Annotated in this window: 19 protein-coding genes, 1 rRNA gene and 1 other RNA gene; 19 read left to right on the plus strand and 2 right to left on the minus strand. The window is 63.7% G+C overall.

The annotated features are described in order from the left end of the window. Nucleotides 1-248: 248 nt before the first annotated feature. Together rrf and HV765_RS29710 are read left to right on the plus strand one after the other, a co-directional pair. Nucleotides 249-361, plus strand: a 5S ribosomal RNA gene (rrf, locus tag HV765_RS29705). 207 nt (nt 362-568) lie between these two features. Then, nucleotides 569-934: a DUF4870 family protein gene (locus HV765_RS29710; RefSeq protein WP_054420429.1), complete on the plus strand. Its 366-nt coding sequence runs from the start codon at nt 569-571 to the stop codon at nt 932-934. Nucleotides 935-1,442: 508 nt separating this feature from the next. Here HV765_RS29710 and HV765_RS29715 read toward each other — a convergent pair. After that, complete coding sequence (locus HV765_RS29715; protein ID WP_008160134.1) at nt 1,443-1,721, minus strand: SWIB/MDM2 domain-containing protein; 279 nt, start codon at nt 1,719-1,721, stop codon at nt 1,443-1,445. A 147-nt stretch (nt 1,722-1,868) separates the two neighbouring features. Here HV765_RS29715 and HV765_RS29720 point away from each other — a divergent pair, with 147 nt between their 5' ends. Together HV765_RS29720 and pyrC are read left to right on the plus strand one after the other, a co-directional pair. Beyond that, nucleotides 1,869-3,062: a M20 aminoacylase family protein gene (locus HV765_RS29720; RefSeq protein ID WP_006226253.1), complete on the plus strand. Its 1,194-nt coding sequence runs from the start codon at nt 1,869-1,871 to the stop codon at nt 3,060-3,062. A gap of 10 nt (nt 3,063-3,072) precedes the next feature. Beyond that, on the plus strand, nt 3,073-4,137 hold the full coding sequence (gene pyrC / locus HV765_RS29725) for a dihydroorotase (protein ID WP_420840197.1): 1,065 nt from the start codon (nt 3,073-3,075) through the stop codon (nt 4,135-4,137). 170 nt (nt 4,138-4,307) lie between these two features. Here pyrC and HV765_RS29730 read toward each other — a convergent pair whose 3' ends face one another. After that, a complete protein-coding gene (locus HV765_RS29730; RefSeq protein ID WP_054420431.1) occupies nt 4,308-6,134 on the minus strand; it encodes an ATP-binding cassette domain-containing protein in 1,827 nt (608 codons plus the stop codon). 132 nt (nt 6,135-6,266) lie between these two features. On the opposite strand from HV765_RS29730, the gene rnpB reads away from it, so the two are divergent. The 15 genes from rnpB to ftsZ all read left to right on the plus strand — a co-directional run bounded on the left by rnpB (nt 6,267) and on the right by ftsZ (nt 24,187). Then, an RNA gene (gene rnpB, locus HV765_RS29735) (RNase P RNA component class A) lies at nt 6,267-6,672 on the plus strand. 368 nt (nt 6,673-7,040) lie between these two features. Continuing rightward, nucleotides 7,041-7,469: a division/cell wall cluster transcriptional repressor MraZ gene (gene mraZ, locus HV765_RS29740; protein WP_006226256.1), complete on the plus strand. Its 429-nt coding sequence runs from the start codon at nt 7,041-7,043 to the stop codon at nt 7,467-7,469. Nucleotides 7,470-7,476: 7 nt separating this feature from the next. Beyond that, nucleotides 7,477-8,574, plus strand: a complete 1,098-nt coding sequence (gene rsmH, locus HV765_RS29745) for a 16S rRNA (cytosine(1402)-N(4))-methyltransferase RsmH (RefSeq protein WP_054420432.1) — start codon at nt 7,477-7,479, stop codon at nt 8,572-8,574. Continuing rightward, nucleotides 8,574-8,864 (plus strand): cell division protein FtsL, encoded by a 291-nt coding sequence (ftsL, locus tag HV765_RS29750; RefSeq protein ID WP_054420433.1) that lies wholly within the window; start codon nt 8,574-8,576, stop codon nt 8,862-8,864. Before rsmH ends, ftsL begins: the two co-directional genes overlap by 1 nt. Next, nucleotides 8,861-10,591 carry a peptidoglycan D,D-transpeptidase FtsI family protein gene (locus HV765_RS29755; RefSeq protein ID WP_054420435.1) on the plus strand — a complete coding sequence of 577 codons (1,731 nt, stop codon included), beginning with the start codon at nt 8,861-8,863 and terminating at the stop codon, nt 10,589-10,591. Before ftsL ends, HV765_RS29755 begins: the two co-directional genes overlap by 4 nt. After that, nucleotides 10,588-13,446: a bifunctional UDP-N-acetylmuramoyl-L-alanyl-D-glutamate--2,6-diaminopimelate ligase MurE/UDP-N-acetylmuramoyl-tripeptide--D-alanyl-D-alanine ligase MurF gene (gene murF / locus HV765_RS29760; protein ID WP_175171826.1), complete on the plus strand. Its 2,859-nt coding sequence runs from the start codon at nt 10,588-10,590 to the stop codon at nt 13,444-13,446. The genes HV765_RS29755 and murF overlap by 4 nt, the downstream gene beginning before the upstream one ends. Beyond that, nucleotides 13,436-14,605, plus strand: a complete 1,170-nt coding sequence (mraY, locus tag HV765_RS29765; protein WP_054420438.1) for a phospho-N-acetylmuramoyl-pentapeptide-transferase — start codon at nt 13,436-13,438, stop codon at nt 14,603-14,605. Before murF ends, mraY begins: the two co-directional genes overlap by 11 nt. Next, nucleotides 14,602-16,134, plus strand: a complete 1,533-nt coding sequence (gene murD, locus HV765_RS29770; protein WP_175171827.1) for a UDP-N-acetylmuramoyl-L-alanine--D-glutamate ligase — start codon at nt 14,602-14,604, stop codon at nt 16,132-16,134. The genes mraY and murD overlap by 4 nt, the downstream gene beginning before the upstream one ends. After that, complete coding sequence (ftsW, locus tag HV765_RS29775) at nt 16,131-17,324, plus strand: putative lipid II flippase FtsW (protein ID WP_054420441.1); 1,194 nt, start codon at nt 16,131-16,133, stop codon at nt 17,322-17,324. Before murD ends, ftsW begins: the two co-directional genes overlap by 4 nt. Beyond that, the gene (murG, locus tag HV765_RS29780; RefSeq protein ID WP_175171829.1) at nt 17,321-18,397 is read left to right on the plus strand and encodes an undecaprenyldiphospho-muramoylpentapeptide beta-N-acetylglucosaminyltransferase; all 1,077 of its coding nucleotides are present in this window, start codon (nt 17,321-17,323) and stop codon (nt 18,395-18,397) included. Before ftsW ends, murG begins: the two co-directional genes overlap by 4 nt. After that, entirely contained in the window at nt 18,394-19,800 is a 1,407-nt protein-coding gene (gene murC / locus HV765_RS29785; RefSeq protein ID WP_054420445.1) for a UDP-N-acetylmuramate--L-alanine ligase, read from the plus strand. The genes murG and murC overlap by 4 nt, the downstream gene beginning before the upstream one ends. Continuing rightward, entirely contained in the window at nt 19,797-20,747 is a 951-nt protein-coding gene (locus tag HV765_RS29790) for a D-alanine--D-alanine ligase (RefSeq protein ID WP_054420446.1), read from the plus strand. The genes murC and HV765_RS29790 overlap by 4 nt, the downstream gene beginning before the upstream one ends. Nucleotides 20,748-20,759: 12 nt before the next feature. After that, the gene (locus HV765_RS29795; RefSeq protein ID WP_054420453.1) at nt 20,760-21,584 is read left to right on the plus strand and encodes a cell division protein FtsQ/DivIB; all 825 of its coding nucleotides are present in this window, start codon (nt 20,760-20,762) and stop codon (nt 21,582-21,584) included. Between the two features lie 4 nt (nt 21,585-21,588). After that, nucleotides 21,589-22,815: a cell division protein FtsA gene (ftsA, locus tag HV765_RS29800; protein WP_006217473.1), complete on the plus strand. Its 1,227-nt coding sequence runs from the start codon at nt 21,589-21,591 to the stop codon at nt 22,813-22,815. A 187-nt stretch (nt 22,816-23,002) separates the two neighbouring features. Then, nucleotides 23,003-24,187: a cell division protein FtsZ gene (gene ftsZ, locus HV765_RS29805; RefSeq protein WP_054420454.1), complete on the plus strand. Its 1,185-nt coding sequence runs from the start codon at nt 23,003-23,005 to the stop codon at nt 24,185-24,187. Nucleotides 24,188-24,380 lie beyond the last annotated feature (193 nt).

The raw sequence follows: 24,380 nt of genomic DNA on the forward strand, positions 1-24,380 counted from the left end.
CAGTGAAACGCCTTCGCGCCGATGATAGTGGACGGACGTCTGTGAAAGTAGGTCATCGTCAGGCTTTTATTCCGCAAAACCCCACAGGTAACCCTGTGGGGTTTTGTCTTTTATAGTGAGAACCCAAGGTGTTCGTGATATTAGGTGATACCTGATATCACTTGAGTAGTTGGGTGTTCGTTGCAGTGCTGAAGCAGTACCCAGAATTCGAGCGGTTGATGAGTCAGGCAACCCCTCAAGCAGTTACGCTTGACGACCATAGCAAGGTGGTACCACTCCTTCCCATCCCGAACAGGACAGTGAAACGCCTTCGCGCCGATGATAGTGGACGGACGTCTGTGAAAGTAGGTCATCGTCAAGCTCTTATCTCGCAAAGCCCCGCCGGTTCCCGGCGGGGCTTTGTTTTTGTGCCTTTGCCGCATGAAATTCGGCGCAAAAATTCGTGCGTCAACCTTCGGCAATCAGGCTGTGAGCCGCGCCAATGTTGAATGTGCACAAATAACAACGTCCGTGGGCGGGCGGAGTTTGTGCGGTAAGATTGACCGAGTCAATTCGTTGGAGCGTTATCGTGAGTGATCCCCAGACCCCTGTGCCCGGTACGACGTTAGACCTGCGCACGCTGACCCACGTGGCTTATGGCTTGTTCGCCTTGGGCTTCCTGACGAGCGGAATTCTGGGCATTGCGACGCTGGCTGCGGTTGTGCTGATGTACCTGAAGCGCTCCGATGCGGCCGGCACGGTATATGCCGCCCACTTCGACTGGATGTTGCGCACGTTCTGGTGGGCGATGTTGTGGCTCGCCATCAGCGGCATCGCGGTGTATATCTTCATCGGCTGGATCGGATTGATCGCGACGGTAGTGTGGGTGTTGTACCGGCTGATCAAAGGTTGGCTGGCGTTGCTGGAAGGCAGTGCACCAACCACGTACGCTTGACCTGTACAGCACGTTAAAAAGGCCGGCATATCGCCGGCCTTTTCATGTCTGCGCGTCGGGCATTCACTGATGCGTAAGCGTTTGCTGTGCGGCGCGTATCAGGCATGCCCTGCCGACCTTGCCGCTCATCCGTGGGGTAGGGCTCGGGATACGTCCATGCGTGCGGCTGGCGCCTCTTCTATGAGCCTTGCGAGCGCTCGTGCATACGGGGTGCATGCGCCACAAGTGGAGGGCGGTTGCCTTTCGCAGGCTGTAGCCACGAACCGCTTGAAAGGCAGCTTGAAAAGGCGGCTTGAAAAGACGCACTCAGCTTGCCGATCATGGAAGTTGATCGAATGGATATCATGCGGGAATTTGCCGTCTCCAAAGAACATGGAGGACCGGTTTGCGCGAAGGGTTGCGCTGAAAAATAGCGCTTGCGCGAAGAGGGTTGGGCTAGCCCGGCGGTGAGCCAGGGCGTCGCGACAATTCAGTAGGCAGGGACGTACGGGGTACGCCCTTTGCCTGCTTACTTCAGATGTGCGTTGACCAGTTTGGTCAGTTCGAACATCGTGACCTGATCCTTGCCAAAGATCGGAAGCAGCTTGGCATCGGCGTTGATGTTGCGCTTGTTGCTGGCATCTTGCAGGTTGTGCTTCTTGATGTATTCCCAGATCTTCTTGGTGACCTCGGTACGCGGCACGGCTTCCGAGCCGATGACAGCGGCCAATTCGGCGCTGGGGGTCAGGGGCTTCATGAATGCAGCGTTCGGCTTGCGCGCGGTCGCGGGTTTGGAGGTTGTGGCCATAATGCGGCGCTCCTTCTCTGGCTGTTGGAAAAATTGTCCTGCGGCCGGAGCATAACGTGTCTCTCTCGTAAAGACAAAGGCATTTATCCTCTGTAGCAACTAAAATGGGCGCACCGTCCCCTCTATCACGTCATTCTGTAACCTCCTATGTACGCACGATCTCCGTTGGAATCAATTCGGCTTTTTCATGACGAGTTGACAGCGCTGCGGCGCGATTTGCATGCACACCCTGAGCTGGGCTTCGAAGAAGTCCGTACCTCCGGGATCGTGGCCGGCGCGCTTGAGGCGCTGGGGATTGAAGTGCACCGTGGCATCGGAAAGACCGGTGTGGTGGGCGTTATCCGTGGCAAGCGTTGCGACAGCGGACGCATGATCGGCCTGCGCGCCGACATGGATGCGTTGCCCATGACGGAGGACAACGACTTTGGCCACAAGTCCACCAAGCCGGGCTTGATGCACGGTTGCGGTCATGATGGCCACACAGCAGTGTTGATCGGCGCGGCAAAGTACCTGGCGCAGACGCGCAATTTCGACGGTACGGCCGTGCTGATTTTTCAGCCAGCGGAAGAAGGGCGTGGCGGCGCACGTGCCATGCTCGAGGATGGCTTATTCGACACCTTTCCGTGTGATGCGATCTATGCCTTGCACAACTGGCCGGGACTCCGGCCCGGCACCATCGGCATCAATCCCGGGCCGATGATGGCGGCAGCAGACCGCTTCGAAATTCAGATTACGGGCCGGGGCGGCCATGGCGCACATCCGTATCAGACGATTGATCCGGTGACGATTGCCGGGCAGATCATCACCGCGTTGCAGACCATCGTGTCGCGCAATGTGAACCCGCTGGATTCGGCTGTGGTGTCGATCGGGTCCATGCAGGCGGGCCATCCGGGTGCGATGAGTGTGATCCCGCGCGAAGCCAAGCTGGTTGGCACGGTGCGCACGTTCCGAAAATCCGTGCAGGAGATGGTCGAGACGCGCATGCGCGAGTTGGTCACTGCCATCGCCAGCGCCTTCGGCGGCACGGCCGAACTCATTTACGAACGCATCTATCCTGCGACCTTGAACACGCCGCAGCACGCGAATCTGGTGGCCGATATCGCCACCGAGATGATCGGCAAGGAAAACGTGGTACGTGACTTGGTACCCTCGATGGGTTCCGAAGATTTTTCCTTCATGTTGCAGAGCAAGCCCGGCGCGTACTTCCGGCTGGGCCAGGGCGGCGCCGAGTCCGGCTGCGTGCTGCACAACTCGCATTTTGATTTCAACGATGCGGTCATTCCCCTGGGCAGCGCGATGTTCTGCGCGCTGGCAGAACGGGGCATGCCGCTGGCAGATTAAGAAGCCTTTCATGTCTACTCAAAACACGACTCAGCTCACCATCACCCGCCCCGACGACTGGCACCTGCACTTGCGCGATGGCGCTGCACTGGAAGCCGTGGTGGCGGATACCGCGCGTCAATTCGCACGCGCCATCATCATGCCGAACCTGAAGCCGCCGGTGACGACCACCGAGCAGGCGTTGGCGTATCGCGGCCGCATCCTGGAGGCGCTGCGCAAGGCAGGAGGAAACCCGGATGGTTTCACGCCGCTGATGACGCTCTATCTGACCGACAACACGTCCGCCGAAGAAATCTTCCGCGCGCACGAGTCCGGCCAGGTCTATGCCGTGAAGCTGTACCCGGCGGGCGCCACCACCAACTCGGACGCTGGCGTGACCGACTTGCTGGGCAAGTGCACGAAGGCGCTCGAAGCGCTGGAGAAGTGCGGCATGCCTTTGTTGGTGCACGGCGAAGTGACGGACCCGGCGATTGATGTGTTCGACCGTGAAGCGATTTTCGTTGAACGCGTCATGAAGCCGTTGCGCCGCGCATTCCCGGCGCTGAAGGTGGTGTTCGAGCACATCACCACGAAGGAAGGCGCGGAGTATGTGCGTGACGCCGAAGGGCCGATCGCCGCGACGATCACGCCGCAGCATCTGCTGTACAACCGCAACGCCATTTTCCAGGGCGGCGTGCGTCCGCATATGTACTGCCTGCCGATCCTCAAGCGTGAGACGCATCGCCTGGCTTTGGTCGAGGCGGCCACCAGTGGCAGCCCGCGCTTTTTCCTGGGCACCGACAGCGCACCGCACGCGCGTGGCCTGAAAGAGCATGCTTGCGGCTGTGCGGGTTGCTACACAGCGCTGCACGCGATGGAGCTCTACGCGACTGCGTTCGACGCCGTTGGCAAGCTGGACAAGCTGGAAGGCTTCGCCAGCTTCCATGGCCCGGACTTCTACGACCTGCCGCGCAACACCGGCACGTTGACGCTCGTGCGCGAGACTTACCAAGTGCCCGACGAGCTGGCATTCGGCAACACGACCCTGGTTCCGCTGGCGGCCGGCGAAGCATTGGCCTGGCGCGCTCATTGCTGAGCACCGGGCTTGCGCTGAAAATGCGCGGTCGACAATGAAAAACGGGGTGGACGGCAAGATGCGGTCCACCCCGAATTTTTTGCTATGTCGCAAAGCGTCTATATATATAGACGACCCACATAGACGACCTACATGACAACCTACACAGGCGTCCTACATAGACGACGGCTTCAAAGCGTGCCGTCGCGGCGTGCTTCCAGCAATTCCCAGCGTGCAAACTTCTCTTCCAACTCGCTTTCCAGCTTGGCGAGTTCACCGTTGATGCGTTCGACTTCCGCAGGGGCGTCGCGGTACAGGCTGCCGTCGGCCAGCTTGCCTGCGAGTTCCGCCTGCTGCGCTTCGAGCGCGGCGATGGCGTCTGGCAGGCCTTCAAGTTCGCGCAAGTCCCAGGCGTTTATCTTGGTGGCCTTGGCCGGCTTGGGGCGGGCAGCCTTGGCGCGCGCGGCGCTGTCGTCGGCTGGCTTGGCGGCAACGTCGGCGTCCTCGGCCGGAGCTGCCGGCGCCGGGCGTTGGGCGACCCATTCGTCGTAGCCGCCGACATAGTCGCGCCAGTGTCCGTTGCCCTCGTAGGCAATGGTCTGGGTGACGACGTTGTTCAGGAACGCGCGGTCGTGGCTGACAAGCAGCACGGTGCCGGCGTATTCCTGCAGCAACTCTTCAAGCAGTTCCAGGGTTTCGATGTCCAGGTCGTTGGTGGGCTCGTCCAGGACCAGTACGTTGGCGGGGCGCGCGAATAGGCGGGCCAGCAGCAAGCGGGCGCGTTCGCCGCCGGACAAGCTGCGCACCGGCGAGCCGGCGCGAGCGGGCGAAAACAGGAAGTCGCCCAGGTAGGTCATGACGTGCTTGCGCGTGCCGCCGATTTCAACCCATTCGCTTCCCGGGCTGATGATGTCGACCAGCGAGGCGTTTTCGTCCAGCTGCGCACGCATCTGGTCGAAGTACGCAACGGCCACGTTGGTGCCCAGGCGCGTGGTGCCGGTGTCCGGCTGCATTTCGCCCAGAATCAGCTTGAGCAAGGTGGTCTTGCCCGCGCCATTGGGGCCGATGATGCCGATGCGGTCACCGCGCAGGATGGTGGTGGTGTAGTCGTCCACCACGACCTTGTCGCCGAAGGTCTTGCCGACGTGTTCGAGTTCGGCCACGAGCTTGCCGGACCGTTGACCTTCGGCCAATGCCAAGGACACATCGCCGATCCGTTCGCGGCGTTCGGCGCGCTGGACACGCAGGCTTTCCAGGCGGCGCACGCGGCCCTCGTTGCGGGTGCGGCGGGCTTCGACGCCCTTGCGGATCCAGACTTCTTCTTGCGCCAGCAGCTTGTCAAAGCGAGCCTGTTCCAGGCGCTCGGACTCCAGCCATTGCGCCTTGCGCTCTTGCCATTGCGAGAAGTTGCCGGGAAAGCTCAGCAGGCGGCCGCGGTCGAGTTCGACAATGCGGGTCGTGACGGCATCAAGGAAGCGGCGGTCGTGGGTGATGATGACCGCGGCGCCGCGCCAGCTGCGCAGCATGTCTTCCAGCCAGGCGATGCCATCGAAGTCGAGATGGTTGGTGGGCTCGTCCAGCAATAGCAGATCGGGCTCTTCGACCAGGGCGCGCGCCAAGGCGACGCGCTTGCGGGTGCCGCCCGACAAGCCAGCGATCTGCGCATCCGCGGGCAGGCCCAGCTTTTCCAGCATGGAGCGCACGCGGGAGGGGCGCTGCCAGTCTTCGTGGTCGCCTTCCACATTGCAGACCACATCGAACACCGTGGCATTTTCGTCCAGTTCGGGCTCTTGTTCGACCGTGGCGACACGCAGTCCTGAGTTGCGGGCGATGTCGCCGTCGTCGGGCAGGGTGCGGCCATCGAGCAGTCTCAGCAGCGATGACTTGCCGGCGCCGTTGCGGCCAATAAGGCCGATACGTTCGCCGGCCTGGATGGCGAAATCGGCGTGGTCCAGCAGTGGGTGGTGGCCGTAGGCCAGCTGGATGTCGGTAAGGGTGATGAGAGTTGCGAGGGCCATGTAGGAGTTCGTGTGTGCGGCGTCTAAGCGGATCAGCGCGTATTGTCGCCGAAACCCCGTAAAGCTGTTTGACGACACTTCTGGCGCGCGCCACGGGGACAGAGCAGTGACCTGTAATAGAATACGAACCGCAAGGCGGGTCGGGCGATCGCGGTGGATGCGAATCCATCGAGGAAGGTCCGGACTCCATAGGGCAGGGTAACGGCTAACGGCCGTCCGGTTGCGTCTTCGGGCGCGGCTGAGGAATAGGGCCACAGAGACGAGACTGGGAAGCGGGCGTGCATGGCACGCACAGGTACGGCCATCTCCGTATCGCGCCCTTCGGCAACGAAGGGCGGCGTCGCAGGGTGAAACGCGGCAACCTCTATCCGGAGCAACATCAAATAGGCATGCGTGCGGCCCTCGGGTCGCGAAGGGCGGCTCCGTCCAAGCATGCGGGTAGGTGGCTAGAGCGGCTCAGCAATGATCCGCGCAGAGGAATGATCGTCCGCCAGGGCAACCTGGTGTACAGAATCCGGCCTATAGACCCGTCTTGCATCGAATTTTCCACGCGCGAGTTAGCCGGGCCGGGAGCCCGGCTGGCCTTGGCCGCGTCCGGCGCCTCTGCTTCCCCAATTTTTTCGCAGCCTATCGCGGCAAGGTCGGCGGGAAGCCTCGTCACTACGGGCGATACGGCCTCACGTAAAACAATGCAAAGTCATCCTTAGGCGCTACTTCTGAAGAAGGACTTGTAGAGTGTGCCGCAACCTCCTGATTTATTAGGAGGTTTTTCTTTTTGCGGATTTACATATTGATCTAAGTCCTTGTTGTGATTGAAAAAATTGCAACCACGCGCTTGACCGCCCCTGTGCCATACCGTAGAGTGGGAAATAGTAGGAAATTGTGCAATTAAGTGGGGTAAAAGTGGTGTTTCAGGGAAGCAGCGCGCTCACGCTGGATGCCAAGGGACGGATCTCGATTCCGACTCGGCATCGTGACGCGCTGATGTCGCAGGCCGATGGTCGGCTGACCCTGACGCGCCACCCTGACGGCTGCTTGCTGGTGTACCCGCGGCCGGAGTGGGAAAAGAAGCGCGAACAAATCGCCGCTTTTCCCATGACGGCTCGTGCGTTGCAGCGGCTGTTGCTGGGCAACGCTCAGGACGTCGAACTGGATGGCTCCGGCCGGGTCCTTATCGCTCCTGAACTGCGCAACGCTTCCGGTATGACGCGCGATGTGATGCTGCTCGGTCTGGGCGCGCACTTCGAGCTGTGGGACGCCGCTACTCTGGCCAGCCGCGAGGCTGAGGACTTGGCCAAGGGTATGCCGGATGTGTTGAACCAGTTTTCGTTCTGAAAAATTTATGGAATTCGAACATCGGCCCGTTCTGCTGGAGCCGACGGTGGACGCACTATTGCTGCCCGATTTCGGCGGCAAGGGCGCGACACGGTCGCACACGCAGACCGAGCCGGATACGGCTACGCGGGCGGAACGCGGTGTGTTTGTCGACGGCACTTTTGGCCGCGGCGGGCACAGTCGCGAACTGCTTGGGCGTTTGGGCAAATCTGCGCGGCTGGTGGTGTTCGACAAGGACCCCGAGGCGATCGCGGTAGCCAATGCGTTGGCGGCGGCGGACCCCAGGGTCACGGTTATTCATGGCGGCTTTGCCACCATGGCAGAAGAATTGCAGCAGCTCGGCATCGACAAGGTTGATGGCGTGATGCTGGATCTGGGCGTTTCGTCGCCTCAGATTGATGACGCAGAGCGTGGCTTCTCGTTCATGAGAGATGGCCCGCTCGATATGCGGATGGACACCACTCGTGGTCCCACGGTGGCGGATTGGCTGGCGCAAGCCAGTGTGGATGAGATGCGGGAGGTCATAGCGGATTATGGCGAAGAACGGTTTGCTTTTCAGGTTGCAAAGGCGATTGCTGCTCGCCGCGCAACAAGGCCGCTGCGCACCACGCTCGAGCTTGCCGAGTGCGTCGCCAGCGCCGTCCGCACGCGCGAAAAGGGGCAGCATCCGGCCACACGCACCTTTCAAGCTCTACGGATTTACATCAATCGGGAACTCGAAGAGCTCGCGCGCACCCTCGCGGCAGCTCTAGACCTGCTTGCCCCAGGGGGGAGGTTGGCGGTGATCAGCTTTCATTCGCTTGAAGACCGCATGGTCAAGCAATGCATCGTGGCGGCGGCTCGTCCGGCCGCCGCGCATGCACGCCTGCCGCTGCGCGAAAGCGAAATGCCCCAGCCCGTCCTGCGTTCCCTGGGCCGTGTTCAGGCCGAAGACGATGAAGTCTCCGGCAATGCCCGCGCCCGCTCCGCTGTCCTGCGCGTTGCCGAACGCACCGAAACGCCGCTGCCCCCCGAGGGCGGTTTCGCGTTTGTGAAGATCGGCTCGCTGCCCGGCAGCGACCTGGCTCCGCCGCCTCGGCGCGGCGGCAAAGGGGGGCGGCGCTAATGGGTCGTGTCAACCTGATCGTTGCGGCTTTACTGATGCTGTCGGCCATTTCCCTGGTCACCAGCCGGTATCAGTCGCGCCAGCTCTTCGTTGAGCTGGGACGCGATCAGGCGCAAGCGCGCGACCTCGAAACCAATTGGCGCCGCCTGCAGCTCGACCGCGCCGAACTCGCCCGCAACGCGCGGGTGGACGTCATTGCACGTGACGGCCTGAAGATGATCCCCATCGTTCCGGACCGCACGCTGTACTTGAATCAAGCGCCCGTCTCCGCAACCGGAGGCGCGCAATGAAACGCGTTCCCTTCTTCGACAACCCCGTACTGCGCGGGCAATTGCCCACCTGGCGCGCACGCCTGGTCCTGATCCTGCTGTTTGGCGGGTTCACGGTGCTGGCTGGCCGCGCGCTGTTTCTGCAAGGGTTGTCGACGGAGTTTCTGCAGCAGCAGGGTGAACGCCGCTACGAACGCACGCTGACGCTTGCCGCCACACGCGGCAAGATCACGGATCGCAATGGCGCCGTGCTGGCGTCCAGCGTGCCGGCGCGCGCTATCTGGGCCATTCCCGAAGACGCCAAGCAAGGCACGCCCGCGCAGATGGACGCGCTGGCCAAGTTGCTGGAAACGCCCGTGGCCGATCTGCGCCACCGCCTGGTCGACGAAGACAAGAACTTCGTCTACCTGAAGCGTCAGGTCGCCATGGATGTGGCCGACAAGATCAAGCAGCTGGGCATGCCGGGCATTCATCAGCAGCCCGAGACCCGCCGCTATTACCCGGACGGCGATGTGATGGCCCACGTGGTGGGTTTCAACAGCGTCGAAGATCAGGGGCAAGAAGGCGTTGAGCTGACCTTCAACCAGCAGTTGCAAGGCCGCCCCGGCAGCCGCCGCGTCATCAAGGACCGGCTGGGCCGCGTCATTGAAGACGTGCAGGCCGTCACGTTGCCGGTTGATGGCCGCGATCTGCGCCTGTCCATCGATACCCGCTTGCAGTACCTGGTGTTCAAGGAATTGAAGGACGCCATGGACAAGCACCAGGCCAAGGGCGCTACCGCCGTGGTCGTGGACGTGCACACGGGCGAGATTCTGGCGCTGGCGAACGTGCCGACGTTTGATCCCAACAAGCGCGAGTCCTTCCACGGCTCCAAGCTGCGCAATCAAGCCATTACCGATACGTTCGAACCCGGCTCGATCATGAAGCCGTTCACCGCCGCGCTGGCGTTGGACCTGGGCCGCATCACGACGTCGACCTTGTTCGAGACCGGCAATGGCCGCTTCTCGTATCAAGGCAGCACGATCAGCGACGTGAGCCGCAACGGTACGCTGGACGTGGCGGGCGTGCTGCGCAAGTCCAGCAACATCGGCATGACGATGATTTCCGAGAAGCTGGATTCCCGCGAGATGTGGGATCGCTTCACCGAATTGGGCCTGGGTCAGGCGCCCCAAGTGGGATTCCCCGGCGCGGCCCCTGGCCGCCTGCGTCCGTGGGACCGCTGGCGCCTGATCGAAAAGGCGACCATGGCCTACGGCTATGGCCTGTCTGTGTCGCTGTTGCAAGTGGCGCGCGCCTATACCGTGTTTGCCCGCAATGGCGACATGGTGTCGCTGACGCTGGTCAAGCGCGACAGCGACCCCACCAGCGTCAAGATCTACACGCCCAAGACCACCGCCATGGTGCGCGCGATGCTGGAAGCGGCGGCTGGCCCCGAAGGCACGAAGGCTGCTCAGGTGCAGGGCTATCGCGTTGCCGGCAAGAGCGGCACCGCGCGCAAGATCGTGGATGGCAAGTACAGCATGCAGCGTTACCGGAGCTCATACGTGGGCTTCGCTCCGGTGTCTGACCCGAAGATTGTCGTGGCGGTGTCCATCGACGAACCCACGGTTGGCGGTTATTACGGCGGCGCCATTGCCGCGCCCGTGTTCTCCCACATCGTGGGGGGGAGCTTGAGGCTGATGGGGGTGCGGCCGGACGCGCCTTTTGAATCCACGATTGTTGCTGGTCTCAAGGAGCCAGGCAGATGAGCGCCAAAGGCTTCCTCTCTACCCCTGTCGCCACGGTTGCTGAAACCGTGGCGTGGTTGCATGCGCGCGTCTCATTGACCGCGCACCTCAAGCTGGACTCGCGCGATATCGAGCCGGGCGATGTGTTCGTCGCCTGCCCGGGCCTGTCCAGCGATGGACGTCTCTATATAGATAAGGCGTTGGCGCTGGGCGCCAGCGCCGTGCTGTTTGAAGCCCCCGCCAACGACGCCATCCAGACCGCCGCGGCCGACACGCCGATGCTGCCGGTCACCGGCCTGCGCGCCTTGCTCGGCGAGCTGGCTGACACGTGGTATGGCCGCCCGTCGGCTGCGCTGGCGGTGGTGGCGGTAACGGGCACGAATGGCAAGACCTCGTCGGTGCAATGGATCGCGCACGCGCTGAGCCGCAACGACAAGCCTTGCGGCACCATCGGCACCTTGGGCGCCGTGCTGCCCGATGGCCGTACGCTGGGCGGTGACCTGACCACGCCCGACGTGCTGACCGTGCACCGCACCCTGGCCGCCATGCGCGACGCGGGGGCGCAAGCCGTGGCGATGGAAGCGTCGTCGATCGGTATTGAACAAGGCCGCCTGGACGGTGTGCGTGTGGCGCTGGCCGCCTTCACGAACCTGACGCGCGACCATCTTGATTATCACGGCACGATGGAACGCTACGAGGCCGCCAAGGCGCGCCTGTTCAATTGGCCGGGCCTGACCGCCGCCGTCGTCAACGCCGATGATGAAGCCGGCCGCCGCCTGATCGCAAGCATGCCCGCGGGCATGGCGATGGGCTACAGCCTGAGCGACGCGGCTGAGATTCCCGCCGCGATGCGCGCGCGTGATCTTCAGGCCACGTCGCAGGGCCAGATCTTTACGTTGGTGTCGCCGCACGGCGAAGCGCAGATCGTGACGCGTCTGCTGGGCGCGCACAATGTGTCGAACCTGCTGTTGGTGGCGGGCGTGCTGTACAAGCTTGGCCTGCCGTTTGCGCAGATCGCGCGTGAACTGGCCGCGACGGACCCCGTTGACGGCCGTTTGCAAACCGTGGAAACGGTGCCGGTTTCGACCCAGACGCCGGCAGGCCGCGGCGGCCCGCTGGTGGTGGTGGATTACGCCCACACGCCGGATGCGCTGTCGCGTGCGTTGACCGCATTGCGCGCCGTAGCCGTGGCGCGGTCCGGCCGCTTGATCTGCCTGTTCGGTTGCGGCGGCGAGCGAGATCCGGGCAAGCGCCCCGAGATGGGCCGCATTGCCGCAGAGCTGGCTGACCACGTCGTAGTCTCCAGCGACAACCCGCGCACGGAATCTGCTGAATCGATCGTCGAGCAGATCCTGGCGGGCATTCCCGCAGCCGCAAAGGCCGACGTTCAGGTGGATCGCGCACGCGCCATCATGCAGACCATCTGGTCCGCGTCGCCCGACGACGTGGTGCTGCTGGCCGGCAAGGGGCACGAGACCTATCAGGATATTGGCGGCGAAAAGCTGCCTTTTGATGACCGCGAGTGGGCACGGCTGGCGCTGCTGCTGCCGCAGGTCAAGGGCGTGTCGACAGACACCCGCCGCATCGGCACGGGTGAATTGTTCGTCGCGCTGGTGGGCGAGAACTTTGACGCGCACAACTATCTGGATCAGGCCGAAGGCCGTGGCGCATGCGCGGCGGTGGTGGCGCATGCCGTTGGCGACGCCAAGCTGCCGCAACTGGTGCTGGGCGATACGCGCGTTGCGCTGATGCGCATCGGCGCGGCCTGGCGCGCGCAGTTCACGCTGCCCGTGGTGGCCGTGACCGGCAGCAACGGCAAGACGACCACCAAGGAAATGATCTCGGCCATGTTGGCCGAATGGCAGGGCGAGGCCGGCCGTCTGGCCACCGCCGGCAATCTGAACAATGACATCGGCGTGCCGCTGACCCTGTTGCGCTTGCGCACCGAGCACCGCGCGGCCGTCTTCGAACTGGGCATGAACCACCCGGGCGAAATCGCGCAATTGGCCGCCATGGCCGCGCCCACGGTTGCGCTGGTGACCAACGCGCAACGCGAACATCAGGAATTCATGCACACCGTGGAAGCGGTGGCGCACGAAAACGGCGCGGCGATTGCGGCGCTGCCCGATGACGGCGTGGCCGTGTATCCCGGCGATGAACCGTACTCCGCCATCTGGGACGCCTTGGCCGAACCGCGCCGCGTGCTGCGATTTGGCTTGCAGCCCGGCCTGGATGTGTATGCGGAACATATTCTGGCCGATGTCGGCACCACGCGCTGCCGCGTCGTCACGCCCGTCGGCGTGGCCGATCTGGTGTTGCCGGTGCCGGGTTTGCACAACCTGCGCAACGCGCTGGCCGCAATCGCCAGCGCCATCGCGGCGGGTGCGCCGCTGGATTGCGCGGTGCGCGCCCTGGCGGGATTTGTCCCCGTTGCGGGCCGCATGCAGCACAAACATTTGAGTGACGGAACGTTGCTCATTGATGACACCTACAATGCCAACCCCGATTCCGTTCGCGTGGCCATCGACGTGTTGGCGCGCATTGCCGGCAAGCGTGTTTTGGTGCTGGGCGACATGGGTGAAATCGGGGACAACGGCCCCGCCTTGCATGCCGAGGTGGGCAATTACGCGCGCGAGCATGGGCTTGACGCGCTGATCACGCTAGGCGACGCCAGCCAGGCGGCTTCGGCCGCATTCGGTGTTGGCGCGCACGCCTGCGCATCGGTAGACGAAGTGGTTGCCGCCTTGCGCGGTTTGCGCGCGTCCTGCGTATTGGTAAAGGGATCGCGCTTTATGCGCATGGAGCGGGTAGTGACGGCTTTTTCTATGAATGACGCGACGGCGGCCAAGGGGCAGGGAGAGCACCATGCTGCTTGAAATCGCCCGTCTGCTTTCTGATGATGTACGCGCCCTGGGCGTGTTCGAATACATCACCTTGCGCGCCGTGCTGGCGTGCGCGACGGCGTTGCTGATCGGCCTGGTTGCCGGTCCGCATGTGATTCGCAAGTTGACCGAAATGAAGATCGGCCAGGCCGTGCGCGCCTACGGTCCGGAAACGCATCTGGTCAAGACCGGCACCCCCACGATGGGCGGCGTGCTGATCCTTATTTCCATCGCTATCAGCACCTTGCTGTGGGCGGACTGGACCAACCGTTTCGTGTGGGTCGTGCTGCTGGTGACGTTCGGCTTCGGCTGGATCGGCTGGATGGACGATTACCGCAAGGTGGTCTATCGCGATCCGGAAGGCATGCCCGCACGGCAGAAATTCTTCTGGCAGGCCACGATCGGCATCATCGCCGCCGTGTATCTGGCGTTTGCCGTGTCCGCGCCCGCCAACACTGAATTGTGGCCGCTGTTCAAGGCCTGGGTAGGCAGCGGCTTCACGATGGCGTTGCCCACGCGTGCCGACTTGATCGTGCCGTTCTTCAAATCGGTGAGCTATCCGCTGGGCGTGCTGGGTTTTGTGGCGCTGACGTGGGCCGTGATTGTCGGCACCAGCAACGCCGTGAACCTGACCGACGGCCTGGATGGCCTGGCCATCATGCCGACCGTGATGGTCGGCAGCGCGTTGGGCATCTTCGCCTACGTCGTCGGCCGCGTCGACTATTCCAAATATCTGCTGTTCCCGTATATTCCCGGCGCCTCGGAATTGATGGTGCTGTGCGCGGCGATCGGGGGCGCGGGCTTGGCATTTTTATGGTTCAACGCGTATCCGGCGCAGGTCTTCATGGGTGACGTCGGCGCGCTTGCGCTGGGCGGCGCGCTGGGCACCATCGCCGTGATCGTACGCCAGGAAATCGTGCTGTTCATCATGGGCGGCGTGTTCGTGGTGGAAACGCTGTCGGTGATGATCCAGGTGACCTGGTTCAAGTACACGAAGCGACGTTATGGAACAGGTAGACGCATATTCCGCATGGCCCCGTTGCATCATCACTTTGAAGTGGGTGGCTGGAAAGAAACCCAGGTGGTTGTGCGTTTCTGGATCATCAGCATGATGCTGGTGCTGATCGGCCTCTCTACGCTGAAGTTGCGATGAATACGATTGAACCCTCCCGCGCTGACGCGCCGCTCGTCCTGATCCTCGGATTGGGCGAGACGGGTGTCGCCGCCGCTCGCTGGTGCGCCCGATTGGGCGCCCGCTTGCGCGTGGCCGACACACGCGCCGAGCCGGGCGGCCTTGCCGCGCTGCGTGACGCGCTGGCGCAAAGCGATGTGGAATACCGTTTGGGCTGCGACGCGTCCTTTGACGTGGCGTTGCTGGATGGTGTGAACCAGGTGGTGCTGAGCCCCGGCCTGGCGCCCGCGCTACCGCCCGCCGCCGAGCTGCTGCGCGAGGCGAAAGCCCGCGGCATCGAAGTCGTCGGTGAAATTGAATTGTTTGCGCGCGCACTGGCCGATCTGGCCGAGACGCGTGAATACCGTCCGCGCCTGTTGGCCGTGACGGGCACGAATGGCAAGACCACGGTGACGGCGCTCACGCGTGACTTGATCGACGCCAGCGGCCTGACCGTTGTGGCGGCTGGCAACATCAGCCCGGCAGCATTGACCGCGCTGATGGATGCGCTGGACAACGACGCGCTGCCGCAAGTCTGGGTGCTGGAACTGTCCAGCTTCCAGCTGGAAACGACGCAGTCGCTGAAGGCGGACGCCGCCGTCGTGCTGAACGTCACCCAAGATCATCTGGACTGGCATGGCGGCATGGACGCTTATGCCGAGGCCAAGGCGCGCATCTTTAAGATGGCGCGCATCGCCATCGTCAACCGCGACGACCCGATGACGCTGCGCATGGTGCCGACGGTGAACGCGCTGAATGTGCGCACTTTTGGCCGCGACATGCCGGAACTGGTGGGCGATATGGGCCTGGAACTGGGGCAGGGCGTAGCTTGGCTGGTGGCTTCCGAGCCCAGCGATTTCGACGAACCCGCGCCGCCCGTGCGCCGCAAGAAAGATGCGCCCGAACCCGTGCGCGCCAACGGCCGCATGAGCCGCCTGATGCCGGTGGACGCCCTGCGCATCCGCGGCATCCACAACGCCCTGAATGCGCTGGCCGCCTTGCAACTGGCGCGCTGTCTGGACTTGGGCTGGGGCGCCATGCTGCGCACGCTGCGTGAATACGCGGGCGAGCCGCACCGCGCGGCCTTCGTGCGCCAGATTGGCGGCGTTGACTACATCAATGACAGCAAGGGCACCAACGTGGGCGCCACCGTCGCCGCGCTGGAAGGCCTGGGCCAACCGGTGGTGCTGATCGCCGGCGGCCAGGGCAAGGGCCAGGATTTTTCTCCGCTGATCCCGGTGGTGTCGCGTCATGCGCGCGCCGTGATGCTGATCGGTGTGGATGGCCCCGAAATTGGCCGCGTGCTGGCGCCGACGGGCGTCAACTGCATCACCGTTGAATCGTTGCATGATGCCGTGCGCGGCGCAGCCGAATTGGCGCAGCCTGGCGACGCCGTGCTGCTGTCGCCGGCCTGCGCCAGCCTGGACATGTTCCGCAACTACCCGCATCGCGGGCAGGTGTTCGTGGAAGAGGTCGAAGACCTGGCCCGCGACCGTGGAGAGGTGGCATGAGCCTGATCGCCGATCTCACCGCCAGCGTCAATGCCGTACGGCCCGGCCGTACCAAGATGCGCAACTTCGATCTGCCGCTGGTCATCGCGGCATCGACGCTGTTGCTGCTCGGCTTGCTGATGGTGTATTCGGCGTCGATCGCGCTGGCCGACGGCCCGCGTTACGCGTCCTATGGGCGTTATTACTTCGTGATCCGCCACGGCCTGTTCGTCAGCGCCGGGCTGGTCGCGGGCGCCGTGGTGCTGGCCATTCCCATCCGGGTCTGGCAGCGCATGGCGGTGCCGCTGTTCGTGGTGTCGATGATCTTGCTGGTGGCGGTGCTGATTCCCGGCATCGGCCGTGAAGTCAACGGCGCGCACCGCTGGATTCCGCTGGGTCCGCTGAACTTCCAGCCGTCTGAATTGATGAAGCTGGCGGCCTTGCTCTACGCCGCCGATTACACCGTGCGCAAGCAAGAGCACATGCAGGCGTTCGCCCGCGGCTTCTTGCCGATGGCGTTTGCGCTGGCCGGCGTGGGCATGCTGTTGCTGCTGGAGCCCGACCTGGGCGCGTTCATGGTTATCGTGGCCATCGCCATCGGCATCCTGTTCCTGGGCGGCATCAACGGCAAATACTTCAGCAGCCTGCTGGCCGTGCTGGTGAGCACGTTCCTGATGCTGATCTGGTTGTCGCCGTGGCGCCGTGCGCGCCTGTTTGCCTACCTGGACCCCTGGAACGAAGACAACGCTTACGGCAGCGCCTATCAGCTGTCGCATTCGCTGATTGCCTTGGGTCGTGGTGAATGGTTCGGCGTCGGCCTGGGCGCCAGCGTTGAAAAGCTGCACTACCTGCCCGAAGCGCACACCGACTTCCTGATGGCGGTGGTGGGCGAAGAGCTGGGCTTTATTGGCGTGATGACGGTGATCACGCTGTTCGCCATCATCATCTATCGCGGTTTCGATATCGGCCGTCAGGCCATCGCCATGGAACGCACGTTCGCGGGCCTGGTGGCGCATGGCGTGGCGATGTGGTTCGGCGTGCAGTCGTTCATCAACATGGGCGTGTGCCTGGGCCTGCTGCCCACCAAGGGTTTGACGCTGCCGCTGATGAGCTATGGCGGTTCGGGCGTGGTGATGAACCTGTGCGCCTTGGCAATGCTGATCCGGGTCGACGTGGAAAACCGCGTCATGATGCGTGGGGGGCGAGTATGACCGCGGCCCGCACCATCCTGATCATGGCCGGTGGCACCGGCGGACACATCATGCCGGGCCTGGCGGTTGCCGATGTGCTGCGCGAGCGCGGCTGGCGCGTGCTGTGGCTGGGCAATCCCGACAAAATGGAAGGCAAGCTCGTGCCGCCGCGCGGCATCGAACTGGTGCCGTTGCGCTTTCAAGGCGTGCGCGGCAAGGGCGCATCCGCGCTGCTGAAGCTGCCGTTCCTGCTGTTGCGCGCGTTCGGAGAAGCGTGGTCGCGTTTGTCGGATGTGCGTCCGGACGTGGTGCTGGGCATGGGCGGCTACGTGGCGTTCCCGGGCGGCGTGATTGCTGCGCTGCGCGGCACGCCGCTGGTGGTGCATGAACAGAATGCCGTGGCAGGCACCGCGAACAAGTGCCTGGCGAAGATGTCGCGCCGCGTGTTGAGCGGGTTCCCCGGCGTGCTGCCCAAGGGCGAAGCCATGGGCAACCCGGTGCGTGCCGACTTGTGCGCGCTGCCGGACCCGGCCACGCGCTACGCCAACCGCACGGGCCCGCTGCGCGTGCTCGTCGTGGGGGGCAGCTTGGGCGCGCAGGCGCTGAACACGACCGTTCCGCAAGCGCTGGCGCGCTTGCCGCAAGAGAGCCGTCCGATGGTCATCCATCAGGCCGGCGAACAACATTTGCCCGCGTTGCAGCAGGCCTATGCCCAAGCGAGCGTAGAGGCTGACTGCCGCGCGTTCATCGATGACATGGCGGGCGCCTTGGGCGACGCGGATCTGGTGATCTGCCGCGCGGGGGCCATGACGGTGTCCGAAGTGGCGGCCGCTGGCGTCGCCGCGCTGTTCGTGCCGTTCCCGCATGCCATCGATGATCATCAAACCGCCAACGCGCGCTTCTTAAGCGACGCCGAGGCCGCCTGGCTCCAGCCGCAGACCGCCTTGACGCCCGAGTGGCTGGCGGACTGGCTGGCCCAGCGTACCCGACAAGAACTGGAAGCCGTCGCCATCCGTGCCCGCGCGCATGCGCACCCGGAAGCGGCAGCGCATATCGCCGACGTCTGTGAACAAGCAGCGGGGCGTTCATCATGAAACACAGAATTCAACATATCCATTTTGTAGGCATCGGCGGCTCGGGCATGAGCGGCATTGCCGAAGTGCTGCTCAACCTGGGCTACACCATCAGCGGCTCCGACTTGAACGAGTCCGCTGTGACGCGTCGTCTGGCCAGCCTGGGCGTGAAGATCGCGATCGGCCACGTGGCCAGCAACGTCACGGGGGCGGGCGCCATCGTGACGTCCACGGCGGTGGCGGGTGACAACCCTGAAGTGATCGCCGCCCGCGCGTCGCGCATCCCCGTGGTGCCGCGCGCCATCATGCTGGCCGAGCTGATGCGTTTGAAGCGTGGCATCGCCGTGGCGGGTACGCACGGCAAGACCACGACCACCAGCCTCGTGGCCAGCGTGCTGGCCGCCGGTGACCTGGACCCGACATTCGTGATTGGCGGCCGGTTGAACTCCGCCGGCGCCAATGCGCGCCTGGGCCAGGGCGACTACATCGTGGTCGAGGCCGACGAGTCCGACGCGTCCTTCCTGAATCTGCTGCCGGTGATGGCCATCGTGACCAACATCGATGCCGATCACATGGACACCTACGGCCATGACGTGGCGCGCCTGAAAAGTGCGTTCATCGAATTCACGCAGCGCCTGCCGTTCTATGGCAGCGCCGTGCTGTGCTCTGACGATGCGAACGTGCGCGAGATCATGCCCTTCGTGTCGCGGCCGATCACCACTTACGGCCTGAACGAAGACGCACAAGTGCGCGCCTATGAAGTGCAGCCGGAAGGCACGCGCATGCGCTTCAACGTGCAGCGCACGCACCGCGATACGCTGCTGCCGCCGTTGCAAGTGGTGCTGAACCTGCCGGGCCTGCACAACGTGCGCAACGCCCTGGCCGCAATCGCCGTGGCAACGGAACTGGGCGTGTCCGACGACGCCATCTGCGACGCGCTGGCCGCCTTCAAGGGCGTGGGCCGCCGTTTCACGCAGACGGGCGAATTCCCCGTGCCGGCCAGCCATGGCGGCGGCACATTCACCGTCATCGACGACTACGGCCATCACCCCGTTGAGATGGCCGCCACGCTGGCCGCCGCGCGCGGCGCCTGGCCTGATCGCCGCATCGTGCTGGCGTTCCAGCCGCATCGCTACACGCGGACGCGTGATTGTTTTGAAGATTTCGTGCGCGTGCTGGGCACAGCCGACGCGGTGTTGTTGACCGAGGTCTATTCGGCCGGCGAGCCGCCGCTGGTGGCCGCCGACGGCCGCGCCCTGTCGCGCGCGCTGCGTGTGGCCGGCAAGGTGGAACCGGTGTTCGTCGAAGACGTGGCCGAGCTGCCCCAGGCAGTGGTGGACTTCGTGCGCGATGGCGATGTGGTGATTGTGATGGGCGCGGGTTCGATCAGCAAAGTCCCTGGCCAAGTAGGAGAGCTGGCATGAGCACGCAATTCGGCAAAGTGGGTGTCTTGTACGGCGGGCGTTCCGCCGAGCGCGAAGTGTCGCTGATGTCCGGCAAGGGCGTGCAGCAGGCGCTGGCCAGCGCCGGCGTGGACGCGCACCTGTTCGACACGGGGGAACGCAGCCTGGCCGAGCTGGCCGCCGAAGGCTTCGACCGCGTCTTCATCGCGCTGCATGGCCGCTATGGTGAAGACGGCACGATTCAAGGCGCGCTGGAATTGCTGGGCATTCCTTACACCGGCAGCGGCCCGATGGCGTCCGCGCTGGCCATGGACAAGACCATGACCAAGCGCGTGTGGCAACAGATTGGTCTGCCCACGCCTGATTTTGAAGTGCTGGACGCCGACACGGAACTTCGTCTGGTGCCCGACCGTCTGAGCTTGCCGCTGATCATCAAGCCGCCGCATGAAGGTTCCACCGTCGGCATCACCAAGGTGGTGGGCTATTCCGACATGAAGGAAGCCTACGCGGCTGCCGCGCGCTTTGACAGCGTCGTGCTGGCCGAACAATTCATCACCGGCCGCGAGCTGACCGTGGCCGTGCTGGGTGCAGGCAAGGGCGCACGCGCATTGCCCGTGATCGAGATCGCGGCGCCCGGCGGCAACTACGACTACGAGCACAAGTATTTCTCGGACGACACGCAGTACTTCTGCCCGGCGACGCTGCCGGACGGCGTGGCTGAGGAAGTCGCCGCCATTGCCGTGAAGGCCTATCAGGCGCTGAACTGCGAAGGCTGGGGCCGCGCCGACTTCATGCTCGACCGCAACAACCGGCCGTGGCTGCTTGAAATGAATACCTCGCCTGGCATGACCAGCCATTCTTTGGTGCCGATGGCCGCGAAGGCCGTTGGGATCAGCTACGCCGATCTGTGCGTGGCAATTTTGTCTGAGGCGTCGTGCAAAGTGCACAGCGCCGCGCGTAACGCTTGACCTGGATAATCCGTGTGGAACGACGCTCGTACTACCAACCTGATCGCCAACACGCTAGCCGTGCTGGCGGTTTGCGCCATGCTCATCGCGGGCGTGGTGTGGGTAGCGCAACGCCCGTTCTTCACGTTGACGGCCATCGAGCTGGAATCGATGCCGGACACCGAGCTGCACTATGTGTCGCCGCAAGCGGTGCGATCCGCCATCGCGGGGCGCTTCAAGGGCAACTTCTTCACGGTGGACCTGGACGACGCGCGCGAGATCTTCGAATCGGTGCCGTGGGTGCGCCATGCCACCGTGCGCCGGATCTGGCCCAATGTGCTGCGCGTGCGCATCGAGGAACAGCAGCCGCTTGCGCTGTGGAACGAGAACCAGATGATCAACACCTGGGGCGAAGCGTTCACGGCGAACACGGGCGAGGTGGACGACGAAACCGTACTGCCGCAGTTCTCCGGGCCCGAGGGCACGGAGCCGCTCGTCGTGCAGCGCTACGCCGAGCTGGCGCGCTGGTTCGCGCCGCTGGACATGCATGTCAAACAGCTGGAGCTCAGCCCGCGCTACGCCTGGCGGGTGGTGTTGTCCAACGGCATGATGCTGGACTTGGGCCGCGATCCGGGCGCCGATGCGCCGGACCCGCATGGCCTGCCCGGCGCGCTGCCGTTCGCGGCCCGAATTCAACGCTTTGTGCAGGCGTGGCCCGCCGTGTCGGGACGCCTGGAAGGGCGCACCATCACGCAGGCCGACCTGCGCTATCCGAATGGTTTCGCCCTGGCGCTGGCTCCGTTGCCCGCGTCGGAAACCAAATCCAAATCCACACCGAAACCTCCCAAGAAACGCTAACGCCATGACCCGTGACATCAAGGACCTTATCGTCGCCCTCGATATCGGCACCAGCAAGGTGGTGGCTGTGGTGGCTGAAATTTTGCCCGAAGGGCGATTCGAAGTGCTCGGCCTGGGCCAGCACGAATCGCGCGGCATGCGCAAGGGCGTGGTCGTCAATATCGAGACCACTGTGAATTCCATTCAGCGCGCGCTTGAAGAAGCCGAGCTGATGGCAGATTGCAAGATTCGCGACGTCTACACCGGCATTGCCGGCAGCCATATCCGCAGCTTCAATTCCAGCGGCATGGTCGCTGTGAAGGACAAAGAAGTCACCGCCACCGACGTTGCCCGCGTCATCGAGACCGCCAAAGCGGTGAACATCCCGACGGACCAGCAGGTGCTGCATGTGCTGACGCAGGAGTTCATCGTCGACGGCCAGGAAGACATCCGCGAGCCCATCGGCATGAGCGGCCTGCGCCTGGAAGTGCGCGTGCACATCGTGACGGGCGCGGTCAGCGCCGCGCAGAACATCGTCAAGTGCGTGCGCCGCTGCGGCCTGGAAGTGCAAGACCTGATCCTGCAACCGCTGGCATCCAGCCTGGCCGTGCTGACCGCCGACGAGAAAGAACTGGGCGTTGTGCTGGTGGATATCGGCGGCGGCACGACCGACGTCGCCATCTTCACCGGCGGTGCGATCCGCCACACCGCGGTGCTGCCGATTGCCGGTGACCAGATCACCAACGACATCGCCGCCATGCTGCGCACGCCGACGCCGGACGCTGAAGAAATCAAGCTGCGCTACGGCGTGGCCAAGCAGGTGCTGGCCAGCCCGGACGAGTCCGTGGAAGTGCCGGGCCTGGGCGACCGTGGCCCGCGCCAAGTGAAGCGCCAGGCGCTGGGCGCCGTGATCGAGCCGCGCGTCGAAGAACTGTTCACGTTGGTGCAGCAGGTGGTGCGCGATTCCGGCTACGAAGATTTGCTGGCTTCGGGCGTGGTCCTGACCGGCGGGTCGGCGCAACTGCCCGGCATGATCGAACTGGCCGAGGACGTGTTCCTGAAGCCGGTGCGCGTGGCGGTTCCCGAATATGAAGGCAGCCTGGCTGACGTGATGCGTAATCCGCGCTTCTCGACGGTGATGGGCTTGTTGCAGGAAGCACGGATGCAGCGTGTGCGCGGCCGCAAGGTCGCCGCCCAGACCGGCAATTTCAAGAGCCTGCTGGCGCGCATGAAGGAATGGTTTATGAATTGAAAGGTGCAGGTAGGGGCCTGCTCCTTGGTGTGACTCGCGGTTGTTTTGCGGGGCGCGCCAGAAAGAGGAGGCGTCTCAAACCCGTCGCGGACCTATGTAGTCGGCATCGGCTTTGAGGCGATTCACAAAATATAGGTTGTTGGGGAATTTTTGTGATTTGCAAAATCGGACTTGTGAGGGAGTCATCATGATGAACTTTGAGATGCTTGAGAACAACACCAAAGGGACCGTAATCAAGGTCGTTGGTGTGGGCGGTGCGGGCGGCAATGCTGTCGCGCACATGATTCGCAGCGGCGTGCACGGCGTGGATTTCATCTGCGCCAACACCGATGCGCAGGCACTGGCGGCGACCAACGCCCCGGTGCAAATTCGTCTGGGCCGTACTGGCCTGGGTGCGGGCGCCAAGCCCGAGCAAGGACGTGCGTCGGCTGAAACCGCGCGCGAGGAGATCCGTGCTGCGCTGAACGGCGCTCACATGGTCTTCATCACCGCCGGCATGGGCGGTGGCACCGGCACCGGCGCAGGTCCGGTCGTGGCCGAAGTGGCGAAGGAACTGGGCATTCTGACCGTGGGCGTGGTCACCAAGCCTTTCACGTTCGAAGGCAATAAGCGCCTGAAGATGGCCGAGGACGGTATCTCGGAATTGGCCAAGCACGTGCATTCGCTCATCGTGGTGCTCAACGAGAACCTCTATGAACTGATGGACGAGGACGCGACGCAGGAAGACTGCTTCCGTTCCGCCGACGACATCCTGCACAACGCTTGCGCGGGTATCGCCGAAATCATCAACGTCGAAGGTAACGTCAACGTCGACTTCGAAGACGTGAAGACGATCATGGGCGAGCAAGGCCAGGCCATGATGGGCACGGCATCGGCTTCGGGCGCAGACCGCGCTCGCGTCGCTGCCGAGCACGCCATTGCTTGCCCGCTGCTGGAAGGCGTGGACCTGAACGGCGCTCGCGGCGTGCTGGTCAACATCACCGCCAGCCGCACGCTGAAGATGCGCGAAACGCGCGAAATCATGGAAACGATCCGCAGCTACGCTTCGGACGACGCCACCGTGATCTTCGGTACGGCCTATGACGAGTCGATGGGTGAAAACCTGCGCGTGACCGTGGTGGCAACTGGCCTGGGCCGTGCGCAAGCGCGTCCGCAGCTGGTGCAGAACACCGCTGAGGTGCTGCGCACCGGTACCGACAACATGCCCATGGGCACGATGCCGGCCGGTCAAGGCGGCGATTACCGCAATCTGGACATGCCGTCGGTCATGCGCAATCCGCGCAGCCAGGCGTCGGCCCAGGTGCGTGCACTGGAAAGCTCGGGTATGGATCACTTCGACATCCCGGCGTTCCTGCGCAAGCAAGCGGATTGAACCTAAGAGCCGGTCACAGGCTCTAATCGCACTCCCTCATCTCCGGCTCGCCTGTCCCCGCGGGCGAGCCGGAGGCGGAGCGGTCCGTGTTTCCCTTGCACGGTTCAATTAAGGGACGGAGGTATCGGTCGATCCGGGCGCACGTTGGCGTCATGGGTCGGACAGCGTTACAATACGTCAGTTACGCCGGCAA

It is taken from the genome of Achromobacter kerstersii, assembly GCF_902859595.1.
GTDB classification, from domain to species: Bacteria; Pseudomonadota; Gammaproteobacteria; order Burkholderiales; family Burkholderiaceae_B; genus Achromobacter; species Achromobacter kerstersii.

Bases quoted from the DNA above. Each gene is read 5' to 3' on its own strand.
- murD (WP_175171827.1), top strand. From the start codon at position 14,602: ATGAATACGATTGAACCCTCCCGCGCTGACGCGCCGCTCGTCCTGATC.
- HV765_RS29790 (WP_054420446.1), top strand. From the start codon at position 19,797: ATGAGCACGCAATTCGGCAAAGTGGGTGTCTTGTACGGCGGGCGTTCC.
- murC (WP_054420445.1), top strand. From the start codon at position 18,394: ATGAAACACAGAATTCAACATATCCATTTTGTAGGCATCGGCGGCTCG.
- ftsL (WP_054420433.1), top strand. From the start codon at position 8,574: ATGGGTCGTGTCAACCTGATCGTTGCGGCTTTACTGATGCTGTCGGCC.
- ftsZ (WP_054420454.1), top strand. From the start codon at position 23,003: ATGATGAACTTTGAGATGCTTGAGAACAACACCAAAGGGACCGTAATC.
- rsmH (WP_054420432.1), top strand. From the start codon at position 7,477: ATGGAATTCGAACATCGGCCCGTTCTGCTGGAGCCGACGGTGGACGCA.
- ftsW (WP_054420441.1), top strand. From the start codon at position 16,131: ATGAGCCTGATCGCCGATCTCACCGCCAGCGTCAATGCCGTACGGCCC.
- ftsA (WP_006217473.1), top strand. From the start codon at position 21,589: ATGACCCGTGACATCAAGGACCTTATCGTCGCCCTCGATATCGGCACC.
- HV765_RS29755 (WP_054420435.1), top strand. From the start codon at position 8,861: ATGAAACGCGTTCCCTTCTTCGACAACCCCGTACTGCGCGGGCAATTG.
- murG (WP_175171829.1), top strand. From the start codon at position 17,321: ATGACCGCGGCCCGCACCATCCTGATCATGGCCGGTGGCACCGGCGGA.
- HV765_RS29730 (WP_054420431.1), bottom strand. From the start codon at position 6,134: ATGGCCCTCGCAACTCTCATCACCCTTACCGACATCCAGCTGGCCTAC.
- HV765_RS29720 (WP_006226253.1), top strand. From the start codon at position 1,869: ATGTACGCACGATCTCCGTTGGAATCAATTCGGCTTTTTCATGACGAG.
- mraY (WP_054420438.1), top strand. From the start codon at position 13,436: ATGCTGCTTGAAATCGCCCGTCTGCTTTCTGATGATGTACGCGCCCTG.
- murF (WP_175171826.1), top strand. From the start codon at position 10,588: ATGAGCGCCAAAGGCTTCCTCTCTACCCCTGTCGCCACGGTTGCTGAA.
- HV765_RS29715 (WP_008160134.1), bottom strand. From the start codon at position 1,721: ATGGCCACAACCTCCAAACCCGCGACCGCGCGCAAGCCGAACGCTGCA.
- pyrC (WP_420840197.1), top strand. From the start codon at position 3,073: ATGTCTACTCAAAACACGACTCAGCTCACCATCACCCGCCCCGACGAC.